We start from the raw sequence: 24,003 nt of genomic DNA on the forward strand, positions 1-24,003 counted from the left end.
CCGCACCCGACGGCAAAGGAAGTGCGACACCCATGGCCAACACCGAAGCCTCCCTCAAGGAAGCCCTCACCACCATCGACGGCGCGCTCGGCGCCGCGCTGGTCGACTACACGAGCGGCATGGCGCTCGGCACGGTCGGCGGCGGCAAGGACCTCGACCTGACGGTCGCGGCCGCGGGCAACACCGACGTCGTACGGGCGAAGGTCCGCACGATGGAACTGCTCGGCCTCAAGGACGAGATCGAGGACATCCTGATCACGCTGGGCACCCAGTACCACCTGATCCGGCTGCTCAGAGGGCGGGGCAACAACGGCCTCTTCCTCTATCTGGCGCTCGACAAGGCCCGCTCGAACCTCGCGATGGCCCGCCACCAGCTGATCAAGATCGAGGCGGGCCTGGAGATCTGAGCCGGAGCCGCGGCCCGGCGGACCGCTGCGAGGCCGCCGCGGACCCGCCGCAGGCCCCGCACGCGCCCGATGCGCCCCCGTGGCTCAGCGGCGCCGCGCCCCGCCGGGCGCGGCGTCGCCCGCCGCGAGGCCCGTGGTGCGGTAGCCCTTGACCCGCTTGCCCACGGGGCTGCCGGTGCCCGCCCAGTCGGTGCGTACCCACAGCGCCCTCTCGTCCCTGCGCTCCCTGCGGCCGAGCCACCCGGCCTTGAGTCGGAGCCCGGCGCCCGCGCCCGCGAAGGCGAGGCCGAGCACGGCGGGCGCCGCGAACGAGGAGGCGACGCCGAGCACGAACGCGCCCACGAGCCACCAGCGGTGCGCGCGGCGCCAATGGCGCAGGGTCACGGCACGGTCCTGGAGGAAGTCGAACTTGCCCGCGCGGGAGGCGCGTTCGGCCCAGGCCCGGTAGCGGCCGCGGCGCACGAGCGCGACGAGGGCGGCGCAGACGACGAACAGCGCGGCGCCCGCGTACCCGCCCACGCGCCGGCCGGTGAGCCCCGGCAGGAGCAGGCCGAGCGCGGCGGAGAGCACCCCCAGCCAGAACAGCGGTGCCGAGCCCGCCCGGACGATCACCGCCACCCGTGCGAGCGACTGCTGCCCTCCGCGCGCCACGATCTGCCTCCTCTGTCCGTGCCATCGGTGGCCGCACAGTAATCAGCGCACGTGAGGGAGGTATGAGAAAAGCTGAACGCCCGCTGAGAAAAAACGGACGGAGGCGGGCGCGGCGGGCGGCTGATCGACTACTCGGCTACCCGGCGAAGAGGCCGCGGGCGACGGCGGCCGCGTCGAACTCCTCCAGGCGCGTGGGCGCGTCCGGCAGCTCGTCGCACATGGCTTCGAGCAGGACGCGCCCGAGCAGCATGGGCGCGCAGACCGTGTCGAAGGCGAGCCCGGTGCCGACGGCCGCCGGGATCAGCAGATCGCTGTGGGCGGCGACCGGTGCGAACGCCGAGTCGGCGACCGTGACCACGGTGAGCCCGACCTCGCGGGCGTGGGCCAGGGCCTCCACCACCTCGCGCGGGTGGCGTGGCAGGGCGAAGCAGATGAGCGCGGTGGCGCCGGCGCGACGGGCCGCGTCGAGCCGGTCGACGAGCATCGTGCCGCCCTCGTCGAGCAGCCGCACGTCGGGGTGGACCTTGGCGGCGAAGTAGGCGAAGCCCCGCGCCTGCGAGGAGGCGGCGCGCAGCCCGAGCACCGGCAGCGGCCGCGAAGCGGCGAGCAGCCGCCCGGCCCGCTCGACGGGCGCAGGGTCGGCGAGGAGCGCGGCGAGCTCGCGCAGGTTGTCGATCTCGCCGAGGACGGCCTGCTGGTACGCGTTGCACTCGGCGGCCTCGTCCGCCTCATCGGGCGCCGCGGCGGGCGCGACCTCGCGCAGGTGGCGGCGGAGCGCCGGATAGCCGTCGAAGCCGAGGGCGACCGCGAACCTGGTGACGGACGGCTGGCTGACCCCGGCCAGTTCCGCGAGCTCCACGCTGGAGAGGAACGGGGCGTCTCCCGCGCGGCGCACCATGCTGTGCGCGATGCGCCGCTGCGCGGGCGTCAGGCGGTGCCCCTCGAAGAGGCGCTGCAACCGCTCTGCGGGGGTGTCGCTCATGCGGGCAAGGTATCAGTGATCCATTCACGACCGCACCCGTATGCATACGTCCATACAGAACACCGGGACCGCCCCACAGAACACCGGGGGCCGCCGGACGGCCGGGCCGTTCGCCGGGGCCGCCCTACTCCTCCCAGCGCGACGACTGCTCGGCAGCCGCGCGCGCCTTGCGCCACGGCCGGAAGCGGGCGGACTGGACGACGTTCACGGCGACGAGCCCGAGCCAGGCGACCGTGAGCCCGGGCAGCCCCGTGTTCAGCGCCGCGATCGCGGACAGGGGGATGGCGAGGACGAGCGAGACGATCCCGAAGCCGTAGCGCTCGCCGAAGCCGTCCTGCGTACGGGGATGGGAGGCGCCGCGCGCCACGACGAGCTGCTGCTCGGCCAGTTCACGGCGCACGCGCCGGTCCACCGTGGTGTCGAGGCGCTCCTCGACCTTCTCAAGGAACGAGTCCACGAGCGCGGAGTCGTACTCCTCGCCGAGCTCTCGGCGGGCCTGAAGGGTGGCGTTGAGCTCCTTCTTGAGCTCCGGGTCGCGAGGGTCCATACCCCACGACGGTAGGCGGCGCGGCCCCGCGGCACACGGGGGCCAACCCCCCTCTTGCGGCTCGTGCGGGCCCCCGGCGGACCGTACGCGGCCCCTCCCCACGGTGCACGGACAGACGGGGCGGCTCAGCTATACACCCCGCGTATACACACCATGTATAGTCATCGACCAGGTGGCGGACACGGCTGCGGCACACCGGTCGGAGGAACCGGTCCCGCTCGGCCCCTCCTCCGGCCATCTGCCCTGTCATGCCCATGCCTGTCCGCTGCGCGGCATGCGGCCCACGCCCCGGCCCCGCCCCTTCGCGCGGCGGAGGTCACGGACCCACGGAAGTGACGCCATGCCCCGACGCAACTCCCTGCCCGCACGCCCCGCGGCGCTCCGGCTGCTCGCCGCCGCCCTGGCCGCCGGCTGCCTCGTGCCCGCGCTCGGCGCCTGCGGCGCCTCGTACCCGGTGACCAGTCCGAAGGCGGCCAGGGGCGCGGCCGGCAGCGCACCGGCCGGGGCCACGGCGCCCGGGCCCACGGCGCCGGGGCGCGCGGCCACCGCCGCGGTCGCCGCGGGCCTGCCGGGCGCCGTGGACTGCCGGAGGGCCAGGTGCGTCGCGCTCAGCTTCGACGCGGGCCCGAGCCGCTACACGCCGGCGGTCCTGAAGGCGCTGGCGAAGTACCACGCGCACGCCACCTTCATGACGCTCGGCAAGAACCACGTGCTCAAGCACCCTGATCTGGTGCGGCAGGAGGCCGCGGCGGGCATGGAGATCGGCAATCACACGTGGACGCACCGGATCCTCACCAGGATCAAGCCCGCCGAGGCCCGCGAGGAGCTCGAACGGGACCAGGACGCCGTCAAGAAGATCACCGGCAGGGCGCCCACCCTGATGCGGCCGCCGCAGGGCCGCACGGACGAGGACGTCACCCGGGTCTGCCGCGAACTCGGCCTGTCCCAGGTGCTGTGGAGCGTCACGGCGAAGGACTACAAGACGAGGGACTCCGCCCTCATCACACGGCGCGTACTCCAGCAGACGCGGCGCGACGGGATCATCCTGCTGCACGACATCTATCCGGGGACGGCGCCCGCGCTGCCCGGCATCCTCTCTGCGCTCGACGCCAAGGGCTACACCGTCGTGACGGTCTCGCAGCTGCTCTGGCCCGCCACGCCGAAGCCGGGCGAGGTCTACCGGCCCGATAGGCCGTGACGGACGCCCGAGCCCCGCGCCGATGAGGCCCCGAGGACGGGGGCCCAAGAGACCCCCGAAGGGGAGAAGGGGGGAAGGGGGGAAGAAGGGGAGAGAAGGACCCGGAGGGCCCGGAGAGGCGCGGGGACCGCCGCACCCCCGTGCAACAGGGGGCGGGACGACGGCAGGTCCCCGCGCGGGGACACGGTTCGGGTCAGGGCCGACCCGCGTGCCCGGGGCGCCGATGGGAGGTCCGGGAGCCGCTCCTTCGTTCCCAGGCGCGAGTCCTACAGTGCCGGTGCCGTGTTAAGCGCGTGCTGCACGGACGTGTCGGCCTCGTACCACTTGCGCGAATCCGCGCCCCGGGGCGCACGGCCGGACCTCCGCACGCCCCCCCCGGATAGCCCGCGGCGACCGGCCGTCGCCTCAGCGTCCGCCGGTCGACAGGAAGGCCAGCAGGTCCTGCCTGCTGACGACGCCGGTCGGCTTGCCCTCGACCAGGACGATCGCCGCGTCGGCGCCCTGCTCGCCGGTGCCGCCGAGCACCGCCATCAGGTCGGCGACCGGCTCGCCCGAGCCGACCTGTGGCAGCGGCGCGGACATGTGCTTCTCCAGCGGGTCCGCCAGAGTGGCGCGTTCGGCGAACAGCGCGTCGAGGAGTTCGCGCTCCACGACGGAGCCGACGACCTCGGCCGCCATCACGTCGGGGTGCCCGGCGCCCGGCTTCACGATCGGCATCTGCGAGACGCCGTACTCCCGCAGCACCTCGATGGCCTGGCCGACCGTCTCGTCCGGGTGCATGTGGACGAGCGTGGGGATGGCGCCCTCCTTGTGGCGCAGGACGTCGCCGACGGTGGCGGCGCCGCCGGTGTGCTCGAGGAAGCCGTAGTCGTTCATCCACTCGTCGTTGAAGATCTTGCTGAGGTAGCCGCGGCCACTGTCGGGCAGCAGCACGACCACCACGCCGTCGGGGCCGAGCCCCTCCGCGACCTTCAGCGCCGCGACGACCGCCATGCCGCAGGAGCCGCCCACGAGCAGCCCCTCCTCCTTGGCGAGGCGGCGCGTCATCTGGAAGGAGTCCTTGTCGGAGACGGCGACGATCTCGTCCGTCACCGTGCGGTCGTACGCGGTGGGCCAGAAGTCCTCGCCGACGCCCTCGACCAGGTAGGGGCGGCCGGAGCCGCCGGAGTAGACGGAGCCCTCGGGGTCGGCGCCGACGATCCGCACGGGGCCCGAGGCCCGGTCGGTGCTGACCTCCTTCAGGTAGCGGCCGGTGCCCGAGACCGTGCCGCCGGTGCCGATGCCCGCCACGAAGTGGGTGATGCGCCCTTCGGTCTGCTCCCACAGCTCGGGCCCGGTGGTCTCGTAGTGGGAGAGCGGGTTGTTCGGGTTGCTGTACTGGTCGGGCTTCCAGGCGTCGGGGATCTCCCGCACCAGCCGGTCGGACACGTTGTAGTACGAGTCGGGGTGGTCGGGGTCGACGGCGGTCGGGCAGACCACCACCTCGGCGCCGTAGGCCCGCAGGACGTTGATCTTGTCCGTGGAGACCTTGTCAGGGCAGACGAAGACGCACTTGTAGCCCTTCTGCTGGGCCACGATGGCGAGGCCGACACCGGTGTTGCCGCTCGTCGGCTCCACGATCGTGCCGCCGGGGCGCAGTTCGCCGCTGCGCTCGGCCGCCTCGATCATGCGCAGGGCGATGCGGTCCTTGACCGAGCCGCCGGGGTTGAAGTACTCGACCTTGGCCAGGACCGTCGCCTGGATGCCCGAGGTCACGCTGCGCAGCTTCACCAGCGGGGTATTGCCGACGAGACTGATCATCGAATCGTGGAATTGCACCGTATGTCTCCGGTTGTGTCCAGGGCCGCCATCGGGATCTCCGTGTGGGCCCCGACAGCCTAGGCACCGCCTGCTCACGGGCCCAGCCACGGCAGCGTAGGCGGGCGGGCCGACCGGGTCAGGCATACGGGCCGCGATCAGTCCGTTGATGTCGTTGGTGCCGGTGGCTCCGGCGGGCAGATATGCCTTGTACATGGGTGCGTGCGGGAGGAAGGGGCTCGGACAGTGTCGAGAGCGAGGGTGGCGCGGCGGATCGCGGCGGGTGCGGCTTTCGGTGGCGGAGGCATCGGCCTGATCGGCGCGGCGGGGATGGGCGTGCTGCTTGCGGAGGTCCAGCTCGCGAAGCGGCGGGTGGGCATCCCGGACGCGCCGGTCCCGGCCAACGGGAACGGCTGGTACGGGCTCGCCTACGGCGAGGCGGACGCGCTGCGCCTCGGCGTGATCGGCGACTCGCTCGCCGCGGGGCAGGGGGTGCGGCGGGTCGGCCAGACGCCGGGTGCGCTGCTCGCCTCGGGGCTCGCCGCGGTGGCCGAGCGGCCCGTGGACCTGGTGAACGTGGCGCTGCCCGGCGCCCGCTCCAACGACCTGGACCGCCAGGTCACGCTGATGCTGTCCGATCCTTCGCGGCTGCCCGACGTGTGCGTGGTCATGATCGGGGCGAACGACGTGACGCACCGGATGGCGCCGACCCATTCGGTGCGGTACCTGAAGGACGCGGTGCGCAGGCTGCGCACGGCGGGCTCGGAGGTGGTCGTCGCGACCTGCCCCGACCTCGGCACGGTCGAGCCGGTGTACCAGCCGCTGCGCTGGCTCGCGCGCCGCACGAGCCGCCAGCTGGCCGCCGCGCAGACCATCGTCACGGTCGAGCAGGGCGGCCGCACGGTGTCGCTCGGCGACCTGCTGGGGCCCGAGTTCGAGGCGCACCCGAGCGAGATGTTCGGGCCCGACCACTACCACCCGTCGGTAGACGGGTACGCGACGGCGTCGATGGCGGTGCTGCCGACGGTGTGCGCGGCGCTCGGCCTGTGGCCCGAGACGGACCGGCTCGACGTGCTGCGCGACGAGGACATGCTGCCGGTCGCGAAGGCCGCGTCCGAGGCCGCGGCGCGCGGCGGCACCGAGGTCACCGGGGCGCGGGCGCCGTGGGCGCTGCTCAAGCACCGCCGCAGGCGCCATGTCGTCACCCAGCAGGAACCCGTGCCGCGCGAGGCCCACCAGGACACCACCTGACCGAGGGCCCCGGAGCCCCGGCGTGCTACACGGGCATCCCGCGCGGGGACGGCGGCGTGGGGCATCTCACGCCGCCCGCGTGCGGGGCCGCGGTTTCGGGGGCCCGGGGCACGGGGACCAGACCTCCATCCGCCTGAGCGACCGCTTAGGATGAAGGTGGACAGAGCCGTCGACCATCCCGCCCCCAGGAGCGCCCGATGCCAGAAGCCGTGATCGTCTCAGCCGCCCGCTCCCCCATCGGGCGGGCCTTCAAGGGGTCGCTGAAGGACCTGCGGCCCGACGACCTGACCGCCACGGTCATCAGGACCGCGCTCGACAAGGTCCCCGGGCTCGACCCGCGCGAGATCGACGACCTGATGCTCGGCTGCGGGCTCCCCGGCGGCGAGCAGGGCCACAACCTGGCGCGCATCGTGGCCGTGCAGATGGGCATGGACCACCTCCCGGGCTGTACGGTCACCCGCTACTGCTCGTCCTCGCTCCAGACCTCGCGAATGGCGCTGCACGCCATCAAGGCGGGCGAGGGCGACGTCTTCGTCTCGGCGGGCGTCGAGATGGTGTCGCGCTCGGTGAAGGGCACGAGCGACGGGATGCCGGACACCCACAACCCCCTCTTCGCGAGCGCGGAGGCGCGCACGGCCGAGGTCGCCCAGTCCACCGGAGCCGACTGGCACGACCCGCGCGAGGACGAGCTGCTGCCCGACCCGTACATCGCGATGGGGCAGACCGCGGAGAACCTCGCGCGGCTGAAGGGCGTGACGCGTGAGGAGATGGACGAGTTCGGCGTCAGGTCGCAGAACCTCGCGGAGGAGGCCATCAAGAACGGCTTCTGGGAGCGCGAGATCACGCCCGTCACGCTGCCCGACGGCACGGTCGTCGCCAAGGACGACGGGCCGCGCGCGGGCGTCACGCTGGAGGGCGTCGCCGGCCTCAAGCCGGTGTTTAGGCCGGACGGCCGGGTCACGGCGGGCAACTGCTGCCCGCTCAACGACGGCGCCGCCGCGCTGGTGATCATGTCGGACACGAAGGCGCGCGCGCTGGGCCTCACTCCGCTCGCCCGGATCGTCTCCACCGGGGTGACAGGCCTCTCGCCCGAGATCATGGGCCTCGGGCCGGTCGAGGCGTCCCGGCAGGCGCTGCGGCGCGCGGGACTCACCATGGACGACATCGACCTCGTCGAGATCAACGAGGCGTTCGCGGCGCAGGTGATTCCCTCGTACCGGGAGCTGGAGATCCCGCTGGAGAAGCTGAACGTGAACGGCGGCGCGATCGCGGTCGGCCACCCCTTCGGCATGACCGGCGCGCGCATCACGGGCACGCTGATCAACAGCCTCCAGTTCCACGACAAGCAGTTCGGCCTGGAGACGATGTGCGTCGGGGGCGGCCAGGGCATGGCGATGGTCATCGAGCGGCTGAGCTGAGCCGTAGCGAAGCGGTGGCGAAGTTCAGCGCGACCACGAACACGCGAGGCTGAGCTGAGCCGGACCTCGCTCCCCGCGCTCGCCTTGTAATGGAATCTCCCCCCGGATTGTGACCAAGTCCGGGGGGAGATTCGTCTGTGCAGGTCAGCGGCGAGCTGTCGGTTTTCTGTGGGCCCAAAGACCCGCCCATTTCGTGACGTAACGCACTGACGCTCCCCCCGCCGCCACGACAAGCTGAGATAGGAAGACCGGGGGAATCGATGAGTTTGGGGAGTAGTAAGTGAGCGCCATGTCTCTTGCCTTGCTGCTGACCACGGCCGCCGCGACCGCCGTGGGCGCGGCAGCACTCCGCGCGGCCCACGGGCTGCGCAAGGAGGTCACCGCCCTGCGCGGCGACCTGGCCGAGGTGCGCGGCGGCGGGTTCGGCGCCTCCGTACCGCAGGCCAGGACGGCCGCGGCCGAGGCCTGCGACCTGTCGGCCCGCCCGGTGAGCACCACGGCGGACACCGCAGAGGCGATACGCACGGCCGTGGCCGACGCCCTCGCCGAGGAGCGGGAGCGCGAGCTGGCCGAGGCGCGTGCCTTCTGGGCCGCCCAGGAGGCACGCGACGCGGCGGACACGCCCTCCGTGCTCGGCGGCCTCATCGGCCCCGGGGTGGACCCCTCCTTCGAGGACGCGGCGTTCTTCATGCCCCGCCAGGCCGACTTCTCCGGCCTTGAGGCGCTCGGGCACGACCTGCCCGACCCTGCGTCCCTGCACGGGCCCGCGCACCCCGCGGACGAGCCGTACGGCGGCGCCTACGACCCCGCCGCCTACGACCAGGTCGCCGACGCGTTCGACGACTTCGCCGGGGTGCACGCCGCAGCGCACGAGGGTCCCGCGGAGGACGCGGTGGAGACCGCGGAGCCGGTGGCCCCCGGGGGCCCCGACGAGTTCCCCGAGGACTCGCCCGAGCTGGCCGCGGCCCGCCGCAGGCACCCCTCGCACCCGGACTTCACGCCGACCAGGACGCCCGTCGTCACCGACCACGAGCGCACGGTCGCCAGGCTCGAACGGCTGGCAGGCGCGCGCACGCCGCTCTCGGACGTGCGCCCGGGGCCGCTGGGCACGCTGGACGTGTACATGTTCGCCGACGGCACCACGCTGTGCATGACCCCCGGCCACCGGGAGACGGCGGAGCGTCTCGCCCGCGCGCTGCGCCAGGGCGGCAGCCCGTTCCTGCTGGGCGGCTCCGGCGTCTCGGGCGCGTACAGCCTGACGTTCTCCTGCGGCACCGCGCCTGCCGACGCGGCCGACGGCTCCGCCGACGCCGCCGAGGAGCACGTCTACATCCTCGCCGACCGCGTAATCGCGTCGCTGTAGGGGCCCCGCCACGCCCCCAGGAGGGCGTGCGCCGACGCCTAGAGCTTTGCCCCCGCAACGGTGCGCGCGACCGATCTGACGGCCTCGTCCAGCTCCTGCTGGGACGGGGCCGTCCGCAGTGCCTCCACCAGGTCGCCCGCCGCGACGGCGAGCTGGTCGGCGACCACGAAGACGCCGGCGTCCGGCATGATCCGCGGCTGGGCCGCGGGGTCCTCAAGGCGCTGCGCGCGCACGGACAGCTCCCTGGCCAGCGCGAGCGCCGCGCCCGCAGGACCGCGTCTGAGCCTGCTCTGCGGGGCGGCGCGCAGCCGGTCGGTGAACCGGTCGACGGCCGTCGTCAGCGGTGTCGTATCGAGCACGGGCCCGACCCTACGCGCCCCCGCCACGAACGGTGGGAAAGGGTTCTGGACTGTTGCCAACGGGCGAACCCTCAGGCACGGTGTCGTTAACGGCTGCTTCTTCTGCAGCCGCCGCTGCACCAGTACGCGCGACGCGTCCGGAGGCGCCGATGTCCCTTGTCTTCTCCGAAGAGACCCATCGCAATCTGCTCTCCCACATCCCGCAGTGCACCGGCAGGCCGGTGTCGGACTGGCTCCGCACGCTCGACGAGGGACCCGCCCTCGTCCGCTTCGAGGAGAAGGTCAGCTGGCTGAGGGGCGAGCACGAGCTCTCGTACGGCCACGCGAAGGCGATCGTCCACGAGCACGAGCTGCGGCGGGCGGCGCGCCGCCTCCTCTGACCGCGGCCGCGCGGCATCCGTGGCGCTCCACGGCACCGCGCGAAGGGGTCCGCGGGCGAGCTGCCCGCGGACCCCTTCGTGTGCCGCGCGGCCCCGGCGGCGCACCGGGGGCCGCGCGCCGTGCGTCAGTTGTTGTTCTGGAGGATCGAAAGGACCCGCAGGATCTCCAGGTAGATCCAGACGAGGGTCATCGTCAGGCCGAACGCTGCGAGCCAGGACTCCTCGCGCGGCGCGCCGTAGGCGACGCCGTCCTCGACCTGCTTGAAGTCGAGGGCGAGGAAGCACGCGCCGAGCAGGATGCCGACGATGCCGAACGCGATGCCGAGGCCGCCGCTGCGGAAGCCGAGGCCGTCCCCGTGGGTGAAGACGGAGAACAGCAGGTTGACGGCCATGAGGATCAGGAAGCCCATCGCCGCGGCCATCACGAACCGGTAGAAGCGGCGGGTGACCCGGATCCACCGCATCCGGTAGGCGATGAGGGTGCCGGCGAAGACGGCCATCGTGCCGAGCACGGCCTGGATGACGACGCCCGAGGCGATGTAGGTGCTCACGACGCTGCTGAGCACGCCGAGGAAGACGCCCTCGAACGCCGCGTACGCCAGGATCAGCGCGGGCGTCGGCTTGCGCTTGAACGACTGGACGAGGCCGAGCACCAGCGCGACGAGCGCGGCGCCGACGCCGATGCCGTAGGACCTGCCGAGGTTGGCCTCGTCCACCGGCAGCAGCAGCCACGACAGGACGGCCGTGACGACGACCGTGCCGAGCGTGAGTGCCGTGCGGGAGACGACGTCGTCCATCGTCATGGCGCCGGACCGGCCGGCGGCCTGCCCGTAGGGGTCCGCCGCGTACGGGTTCGTCGCGTACGGGTTGGTGCCCACGGCGGCGCCCCCGGCCTGGGGCGCCGTGTTGAATCCCGCGTACCCGGCGCGCGCGCCGGCGTCACGGGTGAAGCCCCGTCGTGAGAAGACCGGGTTGCTGCTCCTCATCTCACTCCTCCATGACCGCCCTGCGCGGTCTCGCGTCAAGGGTAATGCGAAGGCAAAGAGAAACGTCTCGTCCCCACGGAGGATCATGCACGATCGTGACATCGTCGTACCGCGGTAGCCGCGGTGCGGCGGCCCGGGCCCGACGGCCCTCGCCCCTGCCCGTTCGGCTGACTTTCTCGCGTGTCTCCTTGCCGGGGCCAGTCTGCCGTGCTCCGGCCCCTTTCGCGATGATCTCCGATCCGACGCGCGACGGCGCCCGTACGGGGCTGACGAAACGGTGACGTCCCGGCGCCGCCCCCGCGCCCTCACAGCGCGCGGGGGCGTGCGTGCGGCACGCGTAACGGAGCGGGCGCCCTCTCCTTCACGGGCGCGCAACCGGCGCTTCCTACCGTGATCGCCTGCGCGGGCCCTCCAGGGTGCCGGGACCGCGCGCAAGGCCGGGAGGGGGCAGGCGGTGGAGTCGGTTGCGGCGGCCGAGCGGGTCCGCACGGTGTGCTCGTACTGCGGGGTGGGCTGCGGCATCGTCCTCGACGTGGCCCGCGACGCAGAAGGCAGGCGGCGCGCCCTCAAGGTGGCGGGCGACAAGGAGCACCCGGCGAACGGCGGGCGCCTGTGCACGAAGGGCGCGACAGGCGCCGAGCTGCTGGCCGCGCCCGGCCGGCTCGCGACCGCCCTGGTGCGCCCCGGGCGGTCGGCGGAGCCGGTGGCGACGGGCGTCGACGCCGCGGTCGCCGAGACCGCGCGCAGGCTGCGCGCGGTGCTCGACGAGCACGGGCCCGACGCGCTCGCCTTCTACGTGTCGGGCCAGATGTCGCTCGAGGCGCAGTACCTCGCGAACAAGCTCGCCAAGGGGTTCGTGCGCACCAGCCGCATCGAGTCCAACTCGCGGCTGTGCATGGCGAGCGCGGGCAGCGGCTACAAGCTGTCGCTCGGCGCCGACGGGCCGCCGGGCTCGTACGAGGACTTCGACCGCGCCGACGTGTTCCTCGTCATCGGCTCCAACATGGCCGACTGCCACCCGATCCTGTTCCTGCGGATGATGGAGCGCGTCAAGGCGGGCGCGAAGCTGATCGTGGTGGACCCGCGCAGGACCGCGACCGCCGCGAAGGCGGACCTGTACCTGCGGGTGCGTGCGGGCACGGACCTGGCGCTGCTCAACGGCCTGCTGCACCTGCTCGCGGAGAACGGCCACGTCGACACCGCGTTCGTCGCCGAGCACACCGAGGGCTGGGACGCGATGCCGGAGTTCCTCGCCGACTACCCGCCGACGGCCGTCGCCGAGACCACCGGCATACCCGAGGCCGACCTGCGCACCGCGGCCGAGTGGATCGGCACCGCCGGGGAGTGGATGAGCTGCTGGACCATGGGGCTCAACCAGTCGACCCACGGCACCTGGAACACCAACGCGCTGGTCAACCTGCACCTGGCGACGGGCGCGATCTGCCGGCCAGGATCGGGCCCGTTCTCGCTGACCGGGCAGCCCAACGCGATGGGCGGCCGGGAGATGGGCTACATGGGCCCGGGACTGCCCGGCCAGCGCAGCGCGCTCGACGCGGCGGACCGCGCCTTCACCGAGGAGCTGTGGGGCATACCTTCGGGCAGCCTGCGCGCCGAGGCGGGGCAGGGAACGGTCGAGATGTTCGAGCGGATGGCCGCGGGCGAGATCAAGGCGTGCTGGATCATCTGCACCAACCCGGTCGCCTCGGTCGCAGGCCGCCGCACGGTCATCGAGGGCCTGGAGCGCGCGGACCTCGTCATCACGCAGGACGTGTTCGCCGAGACCGAGACCAACGCGTACGCGGACATCACGCTGCCCGCGACGCTGTGGGCCGAGTCGGACGGCGTGGCGGTCAACTCCGAGCGCGGCCTCGCCCTGGTGCGCGGCGCGGTCGACCCGCCGGGCGAGGCGCTGCCCGACTGGCTGCTGATCGCGCGGGTCGCGTGCGCGATGGGGTTCGCCGAGTCGTTCGCGTACACCTCGTCCGAGGAGGTCTTCGAGGAGCTGAGGCGCGCCTGGAACCCGGCGACGGGCTGGGACCTGCGCGGCGTCACGTACGAGCGGCTGCGGGCCACGCCCGTGCAGTGGCCTGCGGCGCCCGGCGGGCCCGCGCGCAACCCGGTGCGCTACGTCAACGACGGGGTGAGCGCGCGGCCGCTGGTGCGGGCGGACGGCACCCGGCCGCGGCTCGCCTTCCCCACGGCGGGCGGCCGGGCCGCCTTCTTCGCGCGCCCGCACCTGCCGCCGGCCGAACTCCCGGACGAGGACTACCCGTTCCTGCTCAACACCGGCCGCGTCCAGCACCAGTGGCACACCCTCACCAAGACCGGGAAGATCGACAAGCTGAACCGGCTCGACCCCGGGCCGTTCGTGGAGATCCACCCGGACGACGCGCGGGCGCTCGGCGTCGCGGAGGGCGACGGGGTGGAGATCGCCTCGCGGCGGGGGCGCGCGGTGCTGCCTGCGCGGGTGAGCGACCGGGTCGCCCCCGGCGACTGCTTCGCGCCGTTCCACTGGAACGACCTGTTCGGCGAGTACGTCAGCGTGAACGCGGTGACCAGCGACGCGGTGGACCCGGTCTCGTTCCAGCCCGAGCTGAAGGTGTGCGCGGTGACGCTGACGAAGGTGCGGTCGGCGGCGGGCACGGCCCCCGAGGCGGAAGCGGAGTCGCCGGTGCCGGCGGCCGGGGACGAGAGTGCGGGCGCGGGCCCCTTCGCCGCGCTCGCCGGGGCGCTCGGACTCGGCGGCGCGCGGGCGCCACAGCTCGCGGGGCACGAGCGCGGCTACCTCGCAGGGCTGCTGGCCGGGCTCGCCGCCGCGCCGCCGGCCGCGGGGGACGTACCGGTGCTGCCCGAGCGCGCGCCGCTGGCCCCGGCGACGGCGCGGTGGGTGGACGGGCTGCTTGCGGGCGTGTTCTCCCGGACGCGGCACTCCGGCGCGCCGGGCGAAGGGGAGGGCGGCGGGGACGGCGCCGGGCCGCCGCAGGCCGCGGCCCGGCGGGTCCTGGTGCTCTGGGCTTCGCAGACCGGCACAGCTCAGGAGGCCGCCCGCGCGGTGGCCGAGCGCCTTGCGCCAGGCCGCCGGGTCGAGCTGCTCGACATGGCAGGGTGCACGCGGGACACGCCGGGCCCCGGCACCGACCTGCTCGTCGTCACCAGCACCTTCGGCGACGGCGAGCCGCCCGACAACGGCGCCGGGCTGTGGCGCGCGCTCGCCGCGCAGGACGCGCCGCGCCTGTCCGGCGTGCGCTTCGCGGTGCTCGCGCTCGGCGACTCCTCGTACGACGACTTCTGCGGCCACGGCCGCCGCGTCGACGAGCGCCTCGCGGAGCTGGGCGGCGAGCGCCTGGTGCCCAGGGCGGAGTGCGAACCGGAGTACGAGGAGACGGCGGACCGCTGGCTCGAAGCGGTACGCGAGGCCCTGGACCGCCCGGCCCCCGGCCAACAGGCCCCCGCGCCGCACACGCCCGAGCGACCGGGCACCCCGTCACGCCCGGCGGCCCCGGGCGCACCGGACACGGCCGCCCCTGGCGCCCCTTGCTCGGGCCCTGCGGGCGCCGCGACCGGGGGCGCGGCACCCGCGACCGCGGCGGCGCCGCACGTCGCGGCGCTCGTGGAGAACCGGCTGCTGAGCCTGGACGGGGCGGCCAAGGAGGTGCGCAGGTTCTCCCTCGCGGTGGACCCGGAAGCCGTGCCGTACGAGCCGGGCGACGCGCTCGGCGTGGTGCCGCGCAACGCGGAGAAGCTGGTCGCGGAGTGGCTCGACGCCACCGGTCTCGACGGGGACACCGGGGTCGTGCTCCCCGGCACCGGGCCGCTGCCGCTCGCCGAGGCCCTCACCCGCCACCTGGACATCACCCGCCTCACCCCGGGGCTGCTGCGGCTCGCCGCGGGGCAGACCGGCAGCCAGACCCTGCGGCGGCTGCTGCGCTCCGGCGGCCGCGGCCGCGCCGACGGGCTCGCCCGCTGGTCCTGGGGCCGCCAGGCCGTCGACCTGCTCGCCGAGTACCCGGTGCGGCTGGGCGCGCAGGAGTGGGCGGACACGCTGAAGCCGCTGCGGCCCCGGCTGTACTCGATCTCGTCGAGCCCGCTCACCGACCCCGCGCGGGTCGACGTGACGGTGTCCGTGCTGCGGTACGAGGGCCCGCGCGGCCACCGGCGCCAGGGCGTGGCGTCGGCGTACCTCGCGGACGCGGACCCCGGCGCGCGGGTGCCGGTCTTCCTGCGGCGCTCCCCGCACTTCCGGCCGCCTGCCGACCCCGCGGCCCCCGCGGTCATGGTGGGGCCCGGCACCGGGATCGCGCCGTTCCTCGGCTTCCTCGACCACCGCAGGGCGCTCGGCCACCCCGGCCGCAACTGGCTGTTCTTCGGCGAACAGCGCAGGGCCACCGACTTCTACTACGCCGACGAGCTGGCGCGGCTGCGCGAGCAGGGCGTCCTCACCCGCCTCGACCTGGCGTTCTCCCGCGACCAGCGGGCCAAGGTCTACGTGCAGGACCTGATGCGGGAGCACGGCGCGGCGCTGTGGGCGTGGCTCCAGGAGGGCGCGCACCTCTACGTCTGCGGGGACGCAGGCCGGATGGCGAAGGACGTGGACCTGGCGCTGCGCGCGGCGGCCGTGGCCCACGGCGGGCTCACCGAGGAGGAGGCGGCCCGCCACCTGACGGACCTCGCCGCCGCGAAGCGCTACGTGCGGGACGTCTACTGAGCCCCGGGCACCCGGCTACCGACGGGCCCCGGGCACCCGGCCGACCCCGACGTAGAAGGAGCTGTCGGCCGGCTCGGGCGCAGGCCCCTTCCTGTACCACTCGGTCGCCCGCACCAGGCCGGGGGCGACCAGGTCGAGCCCGTCGAAGAAGCGGGCCACCTCGGCGCGGGAGCGCAGCGCGAGGGAGATGCCGCCCGAGCGGTAGGTGCCCGACACCTCGGCCGCCAGGTCGGGGTGGAAGTCGCCGGTGCCCTGCGTCAGCACGAGGAAGCTGCCGGGCGCGAGCGCATCGGTGAGGGTGCGGGTGACCCCGTAAGGGTCCTGGTCGTCCGGCACGAAGTGCATCAGCGCGATCAGCGAGAGGGCGATGGGCCGGTCGAAGTCGAGGAGCTTGCGCGCGTACTCCAGGATGGCCTCCGGCTCCCGCACGTCGGCCTGGAGGTAGTCCGTCGCCCCGCCGGGCGCGGAGACGAGCAGCGCCTTCGCGTGCCGCAGCACGATGGGGTCGTTGTCCGTGTAGACGACGCGGCAGGCGGGGTTCACGCCCTGCGCGACCTGGTGCAGGTTGGGCTCGGTCGGGATGCCCGTACCGATGTCGAGGAACTGGTCGACACCCGCGTCGGCGAGCCAGGCGACGGCCCTGCGCATGAACGCCCGGTTCGTGCGCGCGTCCACCCGCGCGTTCGGCGGCAGCCGCCGCGCCACCTCGCGGTCCACCGGGTAGTTGTCCTTGCCGCCGAGCAGCCAGTCGTAGACCCGCGCAGGATGCGGCTTGCTGGTGTCGATGGTCATCGAGCGGCTCCTGTGGATGCGGCGGGCGCCTGTGGGCCACATCATCCCATCCGCGCCCCCGGCGGTCCCGGGTGCACGGACGGCAGAGCCACGGCGGCCGCCGTGGCCCGCGTGCCGGAGAGGGGGTAATTCCTGCCCCCTTTCGGGCCCTCTCGTGCCCTTTCGCGCGCCTACGCTTCCGGTATGAGCGATCAGCCTTCCCCCGCGGACGGCCCCGCGGAACTCCGCGCCTTCCTGCGCTCCCGCCGCGCCCGTATCACCCCGGAACAGGCCGGCGTCCCCGCAGGGCCGGGGCCGCGGCGGGTGCCGGGACTGCGCAGGGAGGAGGTGGCCGCGCTCGCCGGGGTCAGCACCGACTACTACGTACGGCTGGAGCGCGGGCGGAACCCGCACGTGTCCACGGCGGTGCTCGACGCCGTCGCCCGCGCCCTGCGCCTCGACGAGACGGAGCGCGAGCACCTGGCGGCCCTGGCGAGGCCGCGGCCCGCGCGGACGCGCCCGCTGCCCGTGCAGAAGCTCGCCCCGGGTCTCGGCCAGGTCCTCGACAGCGTGCGCGACCTGCCCGCCATGGTGACGGGCAGACGCCAGGACATCCTGGCGACCAACCACCTGATGCGCGCCCTCTACCTCGACTTCGACGCCCTGCCGAGCCGCGAGCGGAACATGGCGCGCTACGTCTTCCTCAACCCGCACGCCCGCTCCCTCTACGCGGACTGGGAGCACGCGGCGCGCGGCGTCGTCGCCAGCCTGCACCTGTACGCGGGCCGCCACCCCGACGACCCGCGGCTCGCCGAGCTCATCGGCGAACTCTCCCTGCGGAACGAGGACTTCCGCCGCTGGTGGGCCGCGCACGAGGTGCTGCGGCACGCCCACGGCACCAAGCGCTACCACCACCCGGTGGTCGGCGACCTCACCCTCCACTACCAGGCCCTGACCCCCGCAGCCGACGGCGAGCAGGTCCTCGGCCTCTACACCGCCGAGCCCGGCTCGGCCTCCGACGAGGCCCTGCGCCTCCTGGCGAGCTGGGCCGCGCCCTCCCCCGCCACCGACGCGCCCGCGCGCCGCGCAGGGGACTGACGCTCCCCGCACACCACCGACCCGCCGCGCACGGCGCCCCCGGCGGCCGCCCGGTCATCCGGTCGTGCCGCCGTGCCCCGCCGTGCCCGAAACCCCACAACCCGGTCTCCACCGCCCGGGTTTCACTGCCCGCCGTCCACGAACGGAGAAGGAAGAATGAGCGAGAACACCGGCACCCGGCAGCTCGGCCGGGTGCACCTGGCCGGACTCGAGACCTCGCAGCAGGGCCTCGGCTGCATGGGAATGAGCGAGTTGTACGGCCCCACGGACTGGGACGGCGCCCTCGGCACGATCCACCGCGCCATGGAACTCGGCGTGACCCTCCTCGACACCGCGGACGTGTACGGGACGGGGCACAACGAGGTGCTCGTCGGCCGGGCCGTCGCCACCGGGCCGCTGCGGCGCGACGCGGTGCAGATCGCCACCAAGTTCGGGGTCGACCGCACCAGCGGCGACGAGGTGGTGCGCACCCGCGGCGACGCCGCCTATGTGCGCAGCTCCTGCGACGCGTCCCTGCGGCGGCTCGGCGTCGACGTGATCGACGTGTACTACGTGCACAGGCCGCCGACGAACGCGGAGGTCGAGGAGACCGTGGGGGCCATGGCCGAGCTGGTGCGCGCGGGCAAGGTCCGGCACCTCGGCGTCTCCGAGTTCGACGCGGAACTCCTGCGCCGCGCCCATGCCGTGCACCCGATCACCGCGCTGGAGACCGAGTACTCGCTGTGGAGCCGCGACGTGGAGACCCTGGCCCCTGTCCTGTCCGAGCTCGGCGTCGGCCTCGTCGCCTACTCTCCGCTCGGCCGGGGGTTTCTGACCGGCGCGGTCGACACGGCGGCGCTCACGCAGGACGACTACCGCAGCCACCTGCCGCGCTTCAGCGGCGACGCGGCCGCCGCCAACCAGGCGATCGCGCGGGCCGTCCGGCAGGTCGCGGACTCCGTCGGCGCGACGCCCGCGCAGGTCGCGCTCGCCTGGGTCGCCGCGCAGCGCGAGCGCCTCGGCGTCCCGGTCGTGCCGATCCCCGGCACCAGGAACCCGGCCAGGCTCGCGGAGAACACCGCGGCCGCCGGGCTGCGCCTCGACGACGCCGTACTCGCCCGCCTCGACAGCCTTGCGGGGCTGGTCGTCGGCGACCGCTACTGACCCCGCACCGCCCCACCACAAGAACACGAGAGGGAGACCCCATGAGCACCACCCCCGCGCCCGACACCGAGCGCACCGCCGACCGGCTGGCGATCCGCGCCCTGGTCGACGCCTGGGCCCACTGCGCGGACCGCCGCCTGCCGCTGCGCCAGTCCGAGCTGTTCGTGCCCGAGGGCACCGTCGCCGTCCACCCGGGACCGCCAAAGACCACGGAGCCCGTGCAGATCATCCGCGGCCGGGCCGCGCTCGCCGAGTCGTTCGGCGTCCTGGAGACGTACGACCACACCACGCACTTCAACGGGCAGAGCACCCTCGCCTTCGACCCCGCGGACCCGGACCTCGCCACCGGCGAGAGCTACTGCCTCGCGCACCACGTGTGGACCGAGGACGGCACCCGCACGCTGCTGGTGATGTCGATCCGCTATCTCGACACCTTCGTCCGCCAGGAGGGCCGCTGGCTCTTCGCCGACCGGCGCCTCGTCGTCGACTGGACGGACAAGCGGCCCTCACAGGCCGGCTGACGCGGTCGGCCGGGGGCGGTGACGGAGAGGTGGTGCCCGGAGCCGGACTTGAACCGGCACGCCCGCTGAGGGGCAGCGAGGTTTAAGCTCGCCGTGTCTGCTTTCCACCATCCGGGCGTGGCGCGCGGCTCCGCGTTGGCTCACGAGCCTATCGGGATGCGGCAGTTCAACAACGAGCCGCGAACCCGATCTTGTCTTATTTTATTGGCGTCTGAGGGAGCGTCAGCACCGGGGCAAGGCCATGGGCACATGCCGGAGGCGTGCGGCCTGCCCGGGGCGACGGTCGGGGGCGGACGCGGGAATGACGAAAAGTCGCCGCCCGGTCACTCTGAGGATGCGTCACCGTGCGTCACACGACACCGCCGCACGGCCGGTACCTCCCCCGCGGACGTCTCGCGGCGCCGCGTCACGGCGCGGGCGGGACCGGCCGGGTCGGCGGGTTCCGCCGCTGCGCGCGGCGGGTCGGCGCGGCGTTCTCCTTCGGCCGGGACCGCGCCGTCGGGCGGGCGGGGCGCGGGCCGTCGTGCAGGGGGGTGGCGGTCGCGGGCACGGGGGGTCCTTCCGCGGATGTCGGGGTGGTGACGGAACGGTGCGGAGCCTGCACCCAGCGTAGGCAGGTAAGGGTCCGTACGGAAGTTCGTCTCGGCACCCGATCCGGGCGGGATCCGGAGGGAGTCCTACCGGTCCTGGCCCTCAAGGGGCCGCGGGGGCGGGCCGGTCGGCCGGGAAGGCCGTCGGGCGCCCCCGCCTCCGCACCGGCCCTCCCCCGTCTGCGCCGCGGCCGCTCCCCCGCCTCGACAGCGGCCCCGCGTCCTACCGGCCCCGGGCCCGCCGTCATACCGCAGGGGGACACGCGGGGGCGGGCGTCCGACCGGAGTCGGCCCCGGGAACGGACACCCAGGCGGACGATCCGCTGCGGCGGGGACGGAACGATGGAGCCGTTCCCTCCCCTCCCTCACCCCAGGAGCCCGCCATGACCATGTCGCCACCCCTCGGACGCACGGACGTCGCCGCGGCGCGCGCCGTCGGAGTCTCCAAGGTGTACGGGTCGGGCGACACGCGCGTCGTCGCACTCGACCGGGTCTCCGTCGACTTCCGGCAGGGCGAGTTCACCGCGATCATGGGTCCTTCGGGGTCGGGCAAGTCCACGCTGATGCACTGCGTCGCGGGGCTCGACACCTTCAGCGAGGGGTCGGTGCGGATCGGGGACGTCGAGCTCGGCAGCCTCAAGGACAAGCAGCTCACGCGGTTGCGCAGGGACCGGATCGGCTTCGTCTTCCAGGCGTTCAACCTGCTGCCGACGCTCAACGCGATCGAGAACATCACGCTCCCCATGGACATCGCGGGCCGCACGCCAGAACCGCAGTGGCTGGAGCAGGTCATCACGATGACGGGCCTCGCCGGCCGCCTGGGGCACCGGCCGGCGCAGCTCTCCGGCGGCCAGCAGCAGCGCGTCGCCGTGGCGCGCGCCCTTGCCTCGCGGCCCGACATCGTCTTCGGCGACGAGCCGACCGGCAACCTCGACTCCCGCGCGGGCGCCGAGGTCCTCGGCTTCCTGCGCGGCTCGGTGCGCGACTTCGGCCAGACCGTCGTGATGGTCACCCACGACCCGGTGGCCGCCGCCTACGCGGACCGCGTGGTCTTCCTCGCGGACGGCCGCGTCGTGGACGAGATGTACGGGCCGACCGCGGACGGCGTCCTCGACCGCATGAAGGCGTTCGACGGCCGCGGCCGGGCCGCGTAGGCGCCGCAAGGACCGCCCCCGCACCGCCCCCGACCGCCCGACTCTCCCTGGACCCCGCCATGTTCCGTACCTCCCTGCGCAATGTCCTCGCCCACAAGGCGCGGCTGCTGATGACCGTGCTCGCCGTGCTGCTGGGCGTCGCGTTCGTCTCCGGCACGCTGGTGTTCACCGACACCCTCGGGCGCGCCTACGCCCACCAGTCCGCCAAGGACTACGCGGGCGTGGCGGTCGCCGTGTCCGCCGACTCCGAGCACCCGCTGACCGCACACGACCTCGCCCGGCTGCGCGCCGCCGACGGCGTCGCCGGTGTCACCGGGCGCGTCACCGGTTTCGCCGGGGTCGCCGACCGCTCAGGGAAGCTCATCGGCACCGAGTGGTCGCACGAGGGCGGCAACTTCGCGCCCGGCGCGCACGGCGCCGACCCGGCGTACCGGCTGCGGCAGGGGCACGGCCCGCGCACCGCGCACGAGATCGCCCTCGACCGGCACTCGGCGGCCGCCGGGCACTACCGCGTCGGGGACCGCGTGCGGGTCGCCACCGACGGGCCCGTACGCACCTACACGCTGGCCGGGGTGTTCACCACCGACGACGGCGCGGTGGAGGCGGGCGGCAGCCTCGTCCTGTTCGACACGGCCGAGGCCCAGCGCCTCTACCTGCCGGCGCAGGGTGGCGCGGGCCGCGACGCGTACGAGAGCGCCTCGCTGACGGCACGCCCCGGCACCTCGGACGGCGCCGTGCTCGACGCGGTGGTGCCGCTGCTGCCGAAGGGCGCGACCGCGCAGACCGGCAGGGCGCTCGCCGACGAGGACGCCCGGGCGGCGGCCCACGCGCTGTCCTCGCTCAACCAGATGCTGCTCGCCTTCGCGGGCATCGCCCTCTTCGTCGGGATCTTCCTGATCTCCAACACGTTCACGATGCTCGTCGCTCAGCGCACCAGGGAGCTCGCGCTGATGCGCGCGGTCGGCGCGTCGAGGCGGCAGGTGCGCAGGTCGGTCCTGGCGGAGGCCGCCGTCGTCGGCGTCTTCGCGTCGGTGATCGGGTACGCGCTCGGCCTGGGCCTCGCGGTCGCCCTGCGCTCCGTGATGGGCTCCTTCGGCGCGCGGGTCCCGGCGGGCCCGCTGGTGGTGGGCGCCGACTCGGTGGCCGCCGCCTTCGCCGTGGGCGTGCTGGTCACGCTGGTCGCCGCGTGGCTGCCCTCGCGCCGCGCGGCGAAGATCCCGCCGGTCGCCGCGATGGGCAGCGCCCACCTCCCCGCGCGCACCCGCTCCCTCGTCGTGCGCAACAGCTGCGGCGCCGCGCTCTGCGCGCTCGGCGCGGTCGCCGTCGCGGGCGGTGCCTCCTCGGGCGGCAGCGACGGCAGGACACTCATCGGCGGGGGCGCGTTCCTGCTGCTGGTCGGCGTGATCGTGCTGATCCCGCTGCTCTCGCGGCCCTCGGTCGCGCTCGTACGGCCGCTGCTGCGGGGCCTGTTCGGCACGCCGGGCATGCTGGCGAGCCGCAACGCGGTGCGCAACCCGCGCCGCACCGGCGCGACCGCGTCCGCCCTGGCGATCGGCCTGACCCTGGTCACCGGGCTCACCGTGATCGGGGTGACGCTCGGCGGCGCGGTCGACCGGATGACCACCGACAGCATCGGCGCCGACTACCTGGTGACGATGGCGTCGGGCGACAGCCTGAGCCCCTCGGTCGCCGACCGGCTCGCGCACACCCCCGGCGTGACCGCTGTCTCCCCGCAGCAGGCCGCCGACCTGCGGGTCGAGGGCGAGAGCCACGCCGCGTCCGCGGTCGCCCCCGGCGCCGTGCAGCGGGTCCTGACGATGGACGTGGTGGACGGGTCGCTCGACACCCTCGCGCACGGCGGCCTCGCCGTCGCCGAGGACACCGCGAAGTCCAACGGCTGGCACATCGGGCAGGGGCTGCGCGTGACCTACCAGGACGGCGAGAAGGGCACGCTGCGCCTCGGCGCGACCTACCGCGCCAACTCCTTCCTCTCCCCGCTCGTGGTCTCCACGGCCGTCGTCGCGGGGCACGAGGCGGAGCCGTACGTGCCGGACGTGTGGGTGAAAACGGCGGGCGGCGGCAGCGGCGCCCACGAGCGCGCGCTCGTGCACGCGCTCGGCGACAGCCCCGCCTTCAAGGTGCAGGACCGGGCCGATGTGCGCGCCGAGTACGGCGGCTCCGTCAACACGGCGCTCGGCGTCCTCTACGCGCTGCTCTCGATGGCGCTGGTGATCGCGGTGCTCGGGGTGGTCAACACCCTCGCCATGTCGGTCTTCGAGCGGCAGCAGGAGATCGGGATGCTGCGGGCGATCGGCCTCGACAGGCGCCGGGTCAAGCGCATGATCCGGGTGGAGGCGGTGGTGATCTCGCTGTTCGGCGCGGTGCTCGGGATCGTGCTCGGCCTGTTCCTCGGCTGGGCGGTCGGCCAGACGCTGAAGGGCTCGCTGCCCGACTACCGGCTGATCGTGCCATGGGCCAGGATCGCCGTCTTCCTCGGCCTGTCCGCGGTGGTCGGCGTCCTCGCGGCGCTGTGGCCCGCCCGCAGCGCGGCCAGACTCGACATGCTGACGGCCGTCAAGACGGAGATGATCGCCCGCGAGACGGCCGCCGTGGTGGCCACGGGCCGCTCGGACTTCCCGAACCAGATCAACAACGTGCTGGTCTTCCCGGGTGTCTTCCGCG

The 24,003-nt window shown here is 74.1% G+C and carries 18 protein-coding genes, 1 tRNA gene and 1 pseudogene; 12 read left to right on the forward strand and 8 right to left on the reverse strand.

The annotated features are described in order from the left end of the window. The first annotated feature begins 32 nt into the window (after window positions 1-32). Window positions 33-407, forward strand: coding sequence for a hypothetical protein (locus AB0910_RS26290; RefSeq protein WP_366747117.1), 375 nt, complete (start codon window positions 33-35; stop codon window positions 405-407). 84 nt (window positions 408-491) lie between these two features. Here AB0910_RS26290 and AB0910_RS26295 read toward each other — a convergent pair whose 3' ends face one another. From AB0910_RS26295 to AB0910_RS26305, 3 genes are all read right to left on the reverse strand, one after another. After that, a complete protein-coding gene (locus AB0910_RS26295; protein ID WP_366747118.1) occupies window positions 492-1,058 on the reverse strand; it encodes a hypothetical protein in 567 nt (188 codons plus the stop codon). Between the two features lie 136 nt (window positions 1,059-1,194). Continuing rightward, the gene (locus tag AB0910_RS26300) at window positions 1,195-2,040 is read right to left on the reverse strand and encodes a MurR/RpiR family transcriptional regulator (protein ID WP_366747119.1); all 846 of its coding nucleotides are present in this window, start codon (window positions 2,038-2,040) and stop codon (window positions 1,195-1,197) included. Window positions 2,041-2,164: 124 nt separating this feature from the next. Then, complete coding sequence (locus AB0910_RS26305; RefSeq protein ID WP_366747120.1) at window positions 2,165-2,587, reverse strand: hypothetical protein; 423 nt, start codon at window positions 2,585-2,587, stop codon at window positions 2,165-2,167. A gap of 340 nt (window positions 2,588-2,927) precedes the next feature. On the opposite strand from AB0910_RS26305, the gene AB0910_RS26310 reads away from it, so the two are divergent. Further along, window positions 2,928-3,785 carry a polysaccharide deacetylase family protein gene (locus AB0910_RS26310; RefSeq protein ID WP_366747121.1) on the forward strand — a complete coding sequence of 286 codons (858 nt, stop codon included), beginning with the start codon at window positions 2,928-2,930 and terminating at the stop codon, window positions 3,783-3,785. Window positions 3,786-4,190: 405 nt separating this feature from the next. Here the strand turns inward: AB0910_RS26310 and AB0910_RS26315 are convergent, their stop codons facing one another. Further along, window positions 4,191-5,603, reverse strand: a complete 1,413-nt coding sequence (locus tag AB0910_RS26315) for a cystathionine beta-synthase (protein ID WP_366747122.1) — start codon at window positions 5,601-5,603, stop codon at window positions 4,191-4,193. A 240-nt stretch (window positions 5,604-5,843) separates the two neighbouring features. Here AB0910_RS26315 and AB0910_RS26320 point away from each other — a divergent pair, with 240 nt between their 5' ends. The 3 genes from AB0910_RS26320 (at window position 5,844) to AB0910_RS26330 (ending at window position 9,614) form a co-directional block, all read left to right on the forward strand. After that, on the forward strand, window positions 5,844-6,833 hold the full coding sequence (locus tag AB0910_RS26320; protein ID WP_366747141.1) for an SGNH/GDSL hydrolase family protein: 990 nt from the start codon (window positions 5,844-5,846) through the stop codon (window positions 6,831-6,833). Between the two features lie 197 nt (window positions 6,834-7,030). After that, complete coding sequence (locus tag AB0910_RS26325; RefSeq protein WP_366747123.1) at window positions 7,031-8,251, forward strand: acetyl-CoA C-acetyltransferase; 1,221 nt, start codon at window positions 7,031-7,033, stop codon at window positions 8,249-8,251. Window positions 8,252-8,531: 280 nt separating this feature from the next. Further along, on the forward strand, window positions 8,532-9,614 hold the full coding sequence (locus AB0910_RS26330; protein ID WP_366747124.1) for a hypothetical protein: 1,083 nt from the start codon (window positions 8,532-8,534) through the stop codon (window positions 9,612-9,614). Between the two features lie 38 nt (window positions 9,615-9,652). Here AB0910_RS26330 and AB0910_RS26335 read toward each other — a convergent pair whose 3' ends face one another. After that, window positions 9,653-9,973 (reverse strand): hypothetical protein, encoded by a 321-nt coding sequence (locus AB0910_RS26335; protein WP_366747125.1) that lies wholly within the window; start codon window positions 9,971-9,973, stop codon window positions 9,653-9,655. Between the two features lie 149 nt (window positions 9,974-10,122). On the opposite strand from AB0910_RS26335, the gene AB0910_RS26340 reads away from it, so the two are divergent. Beyond that, window positions 10,123-10,353 carry a DUF4287 domain-containing protein gene (locus tag AB0910_RS26340; RefSeq protein WP_366747126.1) on the forward strand — a complete coding sequence of 77 codons (231 nt, stop codon included), beginning with the start codon at window positions 10,123-10,125 and terminating at the stop codon, window positions 10,351-10,353. A 125-nt stretch (window positions 10,354-10,478) separates the two neighbouring features. Here the strand turns inward: AB0910_RS26340 and AB0910_RS26345 are convergent, their stop codons facing one another. Next, entirely contained in the window at window positions 10,479-11,339 is an 861-nt protein-coding gene (locus AB0910_RS26345; RefSeq protein ID WP_366747127.1) for a Bax inhibitor-1/YccA family protein, read from the reverse strand. 454 nt (window positions 11,340-11,793) lie between these two features. Here AB0910_RS26345 and AB0910_RS26350 point away from each other — a divergent pair, with 454 nt between their 5' ends. Beyond that, window positions 11,794-16,044 carry a bifunctional nitrate reductase/sulfite reductase flavoprotein subunit alpha gene (locus AB0910_RS26350; RefSeq protein WP_366747128.1) on the forward strand — a complete coding sequence of 1,417 codons (4,251 nt, stop codon included), beginning with the start codon at window positions 11,794-11,796 and terminating at the stop codon, window positions 16,042-16,044. Window positions 16,045-16,059: 15 nt separating this feature from the next. On the opposite strand, the gene AB0910_RS26355 is transcribed toward AB0910_RS26350, so the two are convergent. Continuing rightward, on the reverse strand, window positions 16,060-16,836 hold the full coding sequence (locus AB0910_RS26355; protein ID WP_366747129.1) for an SAM-dependent methyltransferase: 777 nt from the start codon (window positions 16,834-16,836) through the stop codon (window positions 16,060-16,062). 183 nt (window positions 16,837-17,019) lie between these two features. Here AB0910_RS26355 and AB0910_RS26360 point away from each other — a divergent pair, with 183 nt between their 5' ends. From AB0910_RS26360 to AB0910_RS26370, 3 genes are all read left to right on the forward strand, one after another. Next, window positions 17,020-17,913: a helix-turn-helix transcriptional regulator gene (locus AB0910_RS26360; RefSeq protein WP_366747130.1), complete on the forward strand. Its 894-nt coding sequence runs from the start codon at window positions 17,020-17,022 to the stop codon at window positions 17,911-17,913. A gap of 156 nt (window positions 17,914-18,069) precedes the next feature. Then, entirely contained in the window at window positions 18,070-19,056 is a 987-nt protein-coding gene (locus tag AB0910_RS26365) for an aldo/keto reductase (RefSeq protein ID WP_366747131.1), read from the forward strand. Between the two features lie 41 nt (window positions 19,057-19,097). After that, a complete protein-coding gene (locus AB0910_RS26370) occupies window positions 19,098-19,577 on the forward strand; it encodes a nuclear transport factor 2 family protein (protein WP_366747132.1) in 480 nt (159 codons plus the stop codon). 30 nt (window positions 19,578-19,607) lie between these two features. Here the strand turns inward: AB0910_RS26370 and AB0910_RS26375 are convergent. Next, a tRNA-Leu gene (locus tag AB0910_RS26375) sits at window positions 19,608-19,694 on the reverse strand. A gap of 856 nt (window positions 19,695-20,550) precedes the next feature. On the opposite strand from AB0910_RS26375, the gene AB0910_RS26380 reads away from it, so the two are divergent. After that, a complete protein-coding gene (locus AB0910_RS26380; RefSeq protein ID WP_366747133.1) occupies window positions 20,551-21,321 on the forward strand; it encodes an ABC transporter ATP-binding protein in 771 nt (256 codons plus the stop codon). Window positions 21,322-21,380: 59 nt separating this feature from the next. After that, a pseudogene (locus AB0910_RS26385) lies at window positions 21,381-23,906 on the forward strand (FtsX-like permease family protein); the annotation flags it as partial. Window positions 23,907-24,003 lie beyond the last annotated feature (97 nt).

The sequence above is a fragment of the Streptomyces sp. NPDC047002 genome (genome assembly GCF_040704505.1).
GTDB lineage: Bacteria > Actinomycetota > Actinomycetes > Streptomycetales > Streptomycetaceae > Streptomyces.